The 8,433-nt window shown below is 41.0% G+C and carries 6 protein-coding genes; all 6 read left to right on the plus strand.

The annotated features are described in order from the left end of the window. The coding region (gene manA / locus STRDD10_RS03915; protein WP_067193293.1) for a mannose-6-phosphate isomerase, class I at positions 1-846 on the plus strand (846 nt) is incomplete at its 5' end. A 219-nt stretch (positions 847-1,065) separates the two neighbouring features. Further along, complete coding sequence (gene secA / locus STRDD10_RS03920; protein WP_067193295.1) at positions 1,066-3,579, plus strand: preprotein translocase subunit SecA; 2,514 nt, start codon at positions 1,066-1,068, stop codon at positions 3,577-3,579. A gap of 84 nt (positions 3,580-3,663) precedes the next feature. Continuing rightward, the gene (locus STRDD10_RS03925; protein ID WP_067193297.1) at positions 3,664-4,698 is read left to right on the plus strand and encodes a 3-deoxy-7-phosphoheptulonate synthase; all 1,035 of its coding nucleotides are present in this window, start codon (positions 3,664-3,666) and stop codon (positions 4,696-4,698) included. Positions 4,699-4,772: 74 nt separating this feature from the next. Then, complete coding sequence (gene acpS / locus STRDD10_RS03930) at positions 4,773-5,144, plus strand: holo-ACP synthase (RefSeq protein ID WP_067193299.1); 372 nt, start codon at positions 4,773-4,775, stop codon at positions 5,142-5,144. Continuing rightward, positions 5,125-6,234, plus strand: a complete 1,110-nt coding sequence (gene alr / locus STRDD10_RS03935; RefSeq protein WP_067193301.1) for an alanine racemase — start codon at positions 5,125-5,127, stop codon at positions 6,232-6,234. Before acpS ends, alr begins: the two co-directional genes overlap by 20 nt. Before the next feature lie 57 nt (positions 6,235-6,291). After that, the gene (recG, locus tag STRDD10_RS03940) at positions 6,292-8,307 is read left to right on the plus strand and encodes an ATP-dependent DNA helicase RecG (protein ID WP_067193303.1); all 2,016 of its coding nucleotides are present in this window, start codon (positions 6,292-6,294) and stop codon (positions 8,305-8,307) included. Positions 8,308-8,433 lie beyond the last annotated feature (126 nt).

The raw sequence follows: 8,433 nt of genomic DNA on the forward strand, positions 1-8,433 counted from the left end.
AAAACGGGAGAATTTTGGGCGATTTCTGCTCATCCAAACGGAGTTTCAACGGTGAGCAATGGACGTTTTGCTGGTCAAAAACTGGATAAACTCTATGCGGAACATAGAGAGTTATTTGGCAATCGGCCGGAGCCTGTTTTTCCGCTTTTGACGAAGATTTTGGATGCAAATGATTGGTTAAGTGTTCAGGTTCACCCTGATGATGCTTATGGATTAGCTCATGAAGGGGAGTTAGGAAAAACAGAGTGCTGGTATATTATTGCGGCTGATGAGGGTGCAGAAATTGTCTACGGTCATCAGGCGCAAAACAAGGAAGAACTTCGTCAGAAGATTGAGAATGGGAATTGGGAAGAGTTGTTAACGAAGGTACCTGTTAAGGCAGGGGATTTCTTTTATGTACCGAGTGGGACAATGCATGCGATAGGTAGCGGTATTTTGATTTTAGAAACGCAGCAATCTAGTGATACGACTTATCGAGTCTACGACTTTGATCGTCGAGACAATGCAGGAAATCTCCGAGAATTGCATTTGGAAAAATCCATTGATGTCTTAACAATCGGAAAACCAGCTAATAGTCGTCCAGTTACAGTTCAAGCAGATAGTTTAACTTCAACTCTTTTAGTCTCAAATGACTTTTTTGTGGTTTATAAATGGGAAATAGAGGGTGAGACTCATTTTAAAAAGGAGGCCGATTACTATCTTGTTAGTGTGATTGAAGGGATTGGCGAAATCTGGATAGATGAACGGTGTTATGAGCTTGAAAAAGGACAGCATTTTATTCTACCTAGTGATGTTCAAACTTGGAGCATTTCGGGAGATTTGCAGTTGATTGTCAGTCATCCTTGATAAGATAGGACACCAGTAAAAGGCAAGTCTGACTACTTGGTTGGTCTTGCTTTTTGTTGTCTTTTTAAGAAGGATGGGAAAGAGTAAATTCTAGTTTCTTTCTTGAAAGAATGAGTGAAAAATGCTATAATGAAAAGAACATTTTAGATTTACAAATCATATATTATTTAAGTAGCTGGCAGAAAATAGAAGACTAGTGGCTACTCTAGTAAGGAAACAATGGCAAATATTTTAAGAACAATTATTGAAAATGATAAAGGTGAACTTCGCCGTCTAGAAAAAATGGCTGATAAGGTGTTAGCTTATGAGGAAACAATGGCTGTCCTGTCGGATGAAGAGTTGAAAGAAAAGACAGGAATATTCAAGGAGCGTTACCAAAATGGTGAATCACTTGATGACTTGCTTTATGAAGCCTTCGCAGTTGTTCGTGAGGGAGCTAAGCGAGTTTTAGGACTTTTCCCCTACAAGGTTCAGGTAATGGGAGGAATTGTTCTTCACCATGGTGATGTACCAGAAATGCGTACGGGTGAAGGAAAAACCTTGACAGCGACGATGCCAGTTTATCTCAATGCCCTAGCAGGAAAAGGGGTTCACGTTGTTACGGTTAACGAATACCTCTCAGAACGTGATGCTACTGAGATGGGCGAACTCTATTCATGGTTAGGTTTGTCAGTTGGTATTAATTTAGCGGCCAAATCTCCTGCAGAAAAGCGGGAAGCCTATGCATGTGATATCACCTATTCGACTAACTCTGAGATTGGTTTTGACTATCTTCGTGACAACATGGTAGTACGTGCTGAAAGTATGGTGCAACGCCCTCTCAACTATGCTCTTGTAGATGAGGTCGATTCTATCTTGATTGACGAAGCTAGAACACCCCTTATCGTGTCTGGACCGACATCTTCTGAGACCAATCAGCTTTATCACTTGGCTGATCATTATGTTAAAACTTTGAACACCGATGACTATATCATTGATATTCCTTCTAAAACGATTGGGTTAGCTGACTCGGGAATTGATAAGGCAGAAAGTTATTTTAAATTGAGTAATCTTTACGACGTTGAAAACGTTGCGCTGACTCACTTTATTGACAATGCCCTTCGTGCGAACTACATTATGGCTTTGGATGTGGATTATGTGGTGAGTGAAGAACAGGAAATCCTGATTGTGGATCAATTTACAGGACGTACGATGGAGGGACGGCGCTATTCAGACGGATTACACCAAGCGATAGAGGCAAAAGAAGGCGTTCCGATTCAAGATGAGAGCAAGACTTCTGCATCGATTACTTATCAGAACCTTTTCCGGATGTATAAAAAACTGGCTGGTATGACAGGAACAGGTAAGACTGAGGAAGAAGAGTTCCGCGAGATTTACAATATTCGCATCATTCCAATCCCTACCAATCGACCAATCCAGCGGATAGATCATTCTGATTTGCTTTTTGCTAGTCTAGAGGCTAAGTTTAAAGCAGTTGTCGAGGATATCAAAGAACGTCATGCTAAAGGACAACCGATTTTGGTGGGGACGGTCGCAGTTGAAACCAGTGATTATCTATCCAAAAAACTAGTTGCTGCGGGAGTACCTCATGAAGTATTGAACGCCAAAAACCACTATCGTGAAGCTCAAATCATTATGAATGCAGGTCAACGTGGAGCAGTTACCATAGCAACCAATATGGCTGGCCGTGGTACAGATATTAAGCTTGGTGAAGGTGTACGTGAATTGGGTGGCTTGGCTGTTATTGGTACAGAACGCCATGAAAGTCGTCGAATCGACAACCAGCTTCGTGGACGTTCAGGTCGTCAAGGTGATCCAGGGGAGTCTCAATTCTATCTCTCACTGGAGGATGATCTTATGAAACGCTTTGGTTCAGAGCGGTTAAAGGCGATTTTTGAGCGACTCAATATGTCAGATGAGGTTATCGAGTCTCGTATGTTAACTCGCCAGGTGGAAGCGGCGCAAAAACGTGTAGAAGGGAACAACTACGACTCTCGTAAGCAAGTCTTACAGTATGACGATGTTATGAGAGAACAGCGTGAGATTATCTATGCGGAGCGTTACGATGTCATTACAGCTGATCGTGATTTAGCTCCAGAAATTCAAGCTATGATTAAGCGAACGATTAATCGTGTGGTCGACAGTCATAGTCGTTCTAAGAAAGAAGAGCGCATTGAGGGGATTCTTAATTTTGCTCGCCAAAATCTTCTTTCAGAGGATGCCATCTCAGAGGATGATTTGAACGGTTTATCGGATCAGGATATTAAAGATGAGCTTTATGAGCGGGCTCTTGAAGTCTATGATAATCAAGTAAGTAAACTTCGTGATGAAGAAGCAGTACGCGAGTTTCAAAAAGTGCTTATCCTTCGTGTAGTCGATAACAAATGGACGGATCATATAGACGCCCTTGATCAACTCCGTAATGCTGTGGGTCTTCGAGGTTATGCACAAAACAATCCAGTTGTAGAATACCAGTCTGAAGGGTTCCGTATGTTCAATGATATGATTGGTTCAATTGAATTTGATGTGACTCGTTTGATGATGAAAGCACAAATTCATGATCAAGAGAGACCACAAGTAGAACATGCTGTTTCGACGTCAGCAACGAGAAACATCGCTGCACAAAATGCATCTTTACCTGCAGATATTGATATTACGAAACTTAGCCGTAATGATCTTTGTCCATGTGGATCAGGTAAAAAAGTAAAAAATTGCCATGGTCGTAGCCACTAAGAAAATATCAGCTAACTTACTTTAGGAGTAAGCTTAGCTGTTTTCTATACTAGTTGGCTATGGCTTTGAAAGAAGAGGAAAAATATGACATTTAAAGCAACTAGCCAACCCATTAATGTAGAAGCAGTACGTCAAATTTCAAAATTAGAGGGAACTGCTCTAGAACGTAAGGAAGCAAGGGACAAGGAACTCGCTGCAATTATGCGTGGTGAAGATGACCGAATTCTTTTAGTAATCGGTCCTTGTTCTTCTGATAATGAAGAAGCAGTTTTAGAGTATGCTAACCGTCTTGCACAATTACAAGAAGAAGTGAAAGACCGCATCTTTATGGTGATGCGTGTTTATACCGCAAAACCTCGTACTAATGGTGATGGTTATAAAGGACTAATCCACCAGCCAGATGCCAAAGAAGCGCCAAGTTTGATCAATGGAATTAAGGCAGTACGCAATCTTCATTACCGTGTGATTACTGAAACGGGTATAACAACGGCTGATGAAATGCTTTATCCAGAAAATCTTCCTTTGGTAGATGATTTGGTATCCTACATTGCGGTCGGGGCGCGCTCGGTTGAAGATCAGCAACACCGTTTTGTTGCTTCAGGGATTGATGTACCAACAGGGCTAAAAAATCCAACATCTGGAAATCTAAATGTGATGTTTAATGGGATTTATGCTGCTCAAAACAAACAAAGTTTCCTTTTTAACGGGGAAGAAGTAGAGACCTCAGGGAATCCACTAGCACACGCAATACTTCGGGGTGCTTTGAACGAATACGGAAAAAATATTCCCAACTACTACTATGATAATGTGTTAGATACAATTGACCAGTATGAAGCAATGGGACTTGAAAATCCATTTATCATGATTGATACGAACCATGATAACTCTGGTAAACAATATCTAGAACAGGTTCGGATTGTTCGACAAACCCTCATCAACCGTGAGTGGAATGAGCGTATAAAAAAAGCGGTTCGTGGCTTTATGATAGAGTCTTACCTAGAAGATGGTCGTCAAGATGAGCCAGTTGTCTTTGGAAAATCCATTACAGATCCTTGTCTTGGATGGGAAAACACTGTGCAGCTTGTTCAGGAAATCTATGACACACTGGGACACAAATAAATAAGATAGAGGAGTGAGGCGGCGAAAATGACTGATGTTGAGTTCTGCTTCGCTCCCTTTTAAAATAAAGAAATATGATTATTGGACACGGTATTGACATCGAAAGTATTTCATCCATCACAGAGATTTATTTAAAAAAACCTCGATTTGCTGAAAAAGTATTGACAGCAGCAGAGATGGAACGTTTTCATTCTTTAAATCAAAGGAAACAGATGGAATATTTGGCTGGTCGCTGGTCGGCAAAGGAAGCTTTTTCAAAAGCTATGGGAACAGGAATCGGGAAATTATCATTTTTAGATATAGAGTTTCTGAATGATTCTAAGGGTGCACCTTTCTGCAGTAAGTCACCTTTTCCAGGGAAGGTTTGGGTGTCAATCAGTCATACGGGAGATTTGGCTCAAGCCAGCATTATTTTGGAGGAAAATCATGAAGAAGAGCCCACATAGACCAACAGTTGCACGCATTGACTTAGCTGCGATCGCTTACAATATTCAGCAAATTACAAAGCATATCCCTAATGAAAGTAAAAAATGGGCTGTTGTTAAAGCAGATGCCTATGGCCACGGGGCGGTAGAGGTTGCTAATTTTATAGAACCGATTGTGGATGGATTTTGTGTGTCAAATATAGATGAAGCTCTAGAATTAAGAGAGGCAGGTATTGCGAAAGCCATTCTGATTTTAGGTGTATCAGAGATTTCAGCTATTGAACTAGCTATTGTGCATCAAATTGCTTGCACGGTTTCAAGTATGGAATGGGTAGAAAATCTTCTAGCGATTCATCCCAATTTAATGGGATTGAAGGTTCATCTTAAAATTGATACGGGAATGGGAAGGATTGGGTTTAGAGATGCGTCAGAAGCCGAGCAAGCAATACGGAATTTGCAGGCTGCTGGAGCTGAGATAGAAGGCATTTTTACCCATTTTGCTACTGCTGATGAAGAAAATCAAGAGCAGTTTCAGCAACAAGTTTGCCGTTTTGAGGCTGTGTTAGCTGCATTACCAACTGATGGGCTATTAGTCCACAGCAGTAACTCTGCCGCGACTCTTTGGCATCCTACTACTATCTTAAATGCAGTGCGAATGGGGGATATGATGTATGGATTGAACCCAAGTGGAAACAGCTTGAAGCTTCCTTTTGAATTGAAACCTGCTTTGAGTCTAGAATCTGAGTTAGTCCAAGTTAAAAAATTGAATAAAGGGGATACCGTAGGTTACGGTGCGACTTATCTGCTGGATGAAGAGCAGTGGATTGGAACGATTCCGATTGGATATGCAGATGGGTGGACTCGAGACATGCAGGGTTTTTCTGTACTAATTGATGGGGCTATTTGTCCAATTGTTGGACGTGTCTCTATGGATCAGATTACGGTTCAGCTTCCTCATCGCTATCCTATTACTACCAAGGTAACGTTAATTGGAGTAAACGGACAAAAGGAGATTACTGCGACAGATGTCGCTGAGAAGCGTGGCACGATTAATTATGAGGTTGTCTGTCTGATTAGTGATCGAGTTCCTAGGATTTATAGTAAACAATAAAAGAATCACGAGAGTAGATGAAGTCTAATGGAGTGGATAGGATAGAAAGGAGGGGCAATGAACCTACATCAGCCGTTGAGCGTATTACCTGGTATTGGTCCTAAGTCGGCCGAAAAGTATAAAAAATTAGGGATTGAGAGTTTGGAAGACCTTCTTTTATACTATCCCTTTCGTTACGAAGATTTTAAATCTAAAAACATCTGGGAGTTAGAGGATGGGGAGAAGGCTGTAATTTCAGGGACAGTCGTTACACCTGCCAATGTCAGTTACTATGGTTTTAAGCGCAATCGTCTGCGCTTTTCCATTAAGCAAGGAGAAGCGATTGTTGCCGTTAACTTTTTTAATCAGCCCTATCTCGCAGATAAAATTGAACTGGGTTCTTCTATTGCCATCTTTGGAAAATGGGATAAAACCAAGGCTAGTTTAACAGGGATGAAATTATTGGCTCAAGTAGAAGATGACTTGCAACCCGTTTATCGAGTAGCTCAAGGAATTTCACAAGCTAGTTTGGTCAAAGTAATTAAGATAGCTTTTGAGCAGGGACTGGATTTATTGATAGAGGAAACTCTACCTCAACTTTTGCTAGATAAGTACCGTCTGATGGGACGCTCTGAGAGTGTGGCAGCTATGCATTTTCCAAAAGACTTAAAGGAGTATAAGCAAGCCTTGCGACGCGTTAAGTTTGAAGAACTATTTTACTTTCAGATGCAGCTGCAAGTGTTAAAGGAGTCGACGAAAGACCAAGGAAATGGACTTGTTATTTCCTACGATGAAGAGCTACTTCAAAAACAGATAGAGTCCTTGCCATTTCCGCTGACCAAAGCGCAGGAACGAAGTTTGCAGGAAATCTTGGTGGATATGAAATCGCCAAACCATATGAATCGTCTTTTGCAAGGTGATGTAGGAAGTGGAAAAACGGTGGTCGCAGGTCTAGCTATGCAGGCTAGTGTAACAGCAGGTTACCAGGCTGCTCTAATGGTTCCGACGGAAATTTTAGCAGAACAGCATTTTGAAAGTTTACAGCAACTATTTCCTGACTTACGTTTTACACTTTTAACAGGAAGTCTAAAAGTAGCAACAAAGAGAGAACGTTTGACAGCTATTGAGTTTGGTCAAGTAGATGTCATTATTGGTACTCATGCTCTCATACAGGATGGTGTTAACTATCATAAGCTAGGACTGGTGATTACAGATGAGCAACACCGTTTTGGAGTTAAACAGAGAAGGATTTTACGTGAAAAAGGAGATAATCCGGATGTTTTAATGATGACAGCGACACCAATCCCACGAACCTTGGCCATTACTGCTTTTGGAGATATGGATGTATCGATTATCGATCAAATGCCTGCGGGTCGGAAGGCTATTATTACTCGTTGGGTTAAGCACGAGCAGCTTCAGACAGTCTTAAACTGGATTTCAGGTGAATTAGAAAAAAATGCCCAAATTTATTTCATTTCTCCTTTGATTGAGGAGTCCGAGGCCCTGGATTTGAAAAATGCAGTTACCTTATCAGAGGAATTAACAGCCTTCTTTTTAGGAAGAGCAGAGGTAGCCCTGTTGCATGGTAAGATGAAGTCTGAGGAAAAAGAGGCTATCATGCAGGACTTTAAGGACAAGAAAACAGATATTCTGGTATCAACAACAGTTATAGAAGTAGGGGTCAATGTTCCCAATGCTACGATTATGGTTATCATGGACGCAGATCGATTTGGTTTGAGTCAACTTCACCAATTACGAGGACGTGTTGGTCGTGGTACAAAACAGTCCTATGCTATCTTGGTATCTAATCCCAAAACAGAATCAGGGAAAAACAGAATGAAAATCATGACGGAGACCACGAATGGATTTGTTTTAGCGGAAGAAGATTTAAAAATGCGGGGATCGGGTGAGATTTTCGGAACCAGACAATCAGGAATTCCTGAATTTCAAGTTGCAGACTTGATTGAAGATTACGCTATCCTAGAAGAAGCGAGAAAAGTGGCTCAGCAAATTGTCTCCCAACCTGATTGGCAAAATGACGTCGATTGGAAATTGATTGCCCTTAATTTAGAAAATAAGGAAAATTTAGATTAAGAAAAATCCAAGCAAGCTTTGGTAAACTTGTTCAAAAAGGAGGTTCTCTATGAATTTTTTCTGGTTAGAAGCCCTTTGGCAAGTAATCTGGCAGACGAATTGATCATGATGTTAAAAATCTGTTTG

It is taken from the genome of Streptococcus sp. DD10 (genome assembly GCF_001578805.1).
In the GTDB taxonomy this organism is placed as follows: Bacteria; Bacillota; Bacilli; order Lactobacillales; family Streptococcaceae; genus Streptococcus.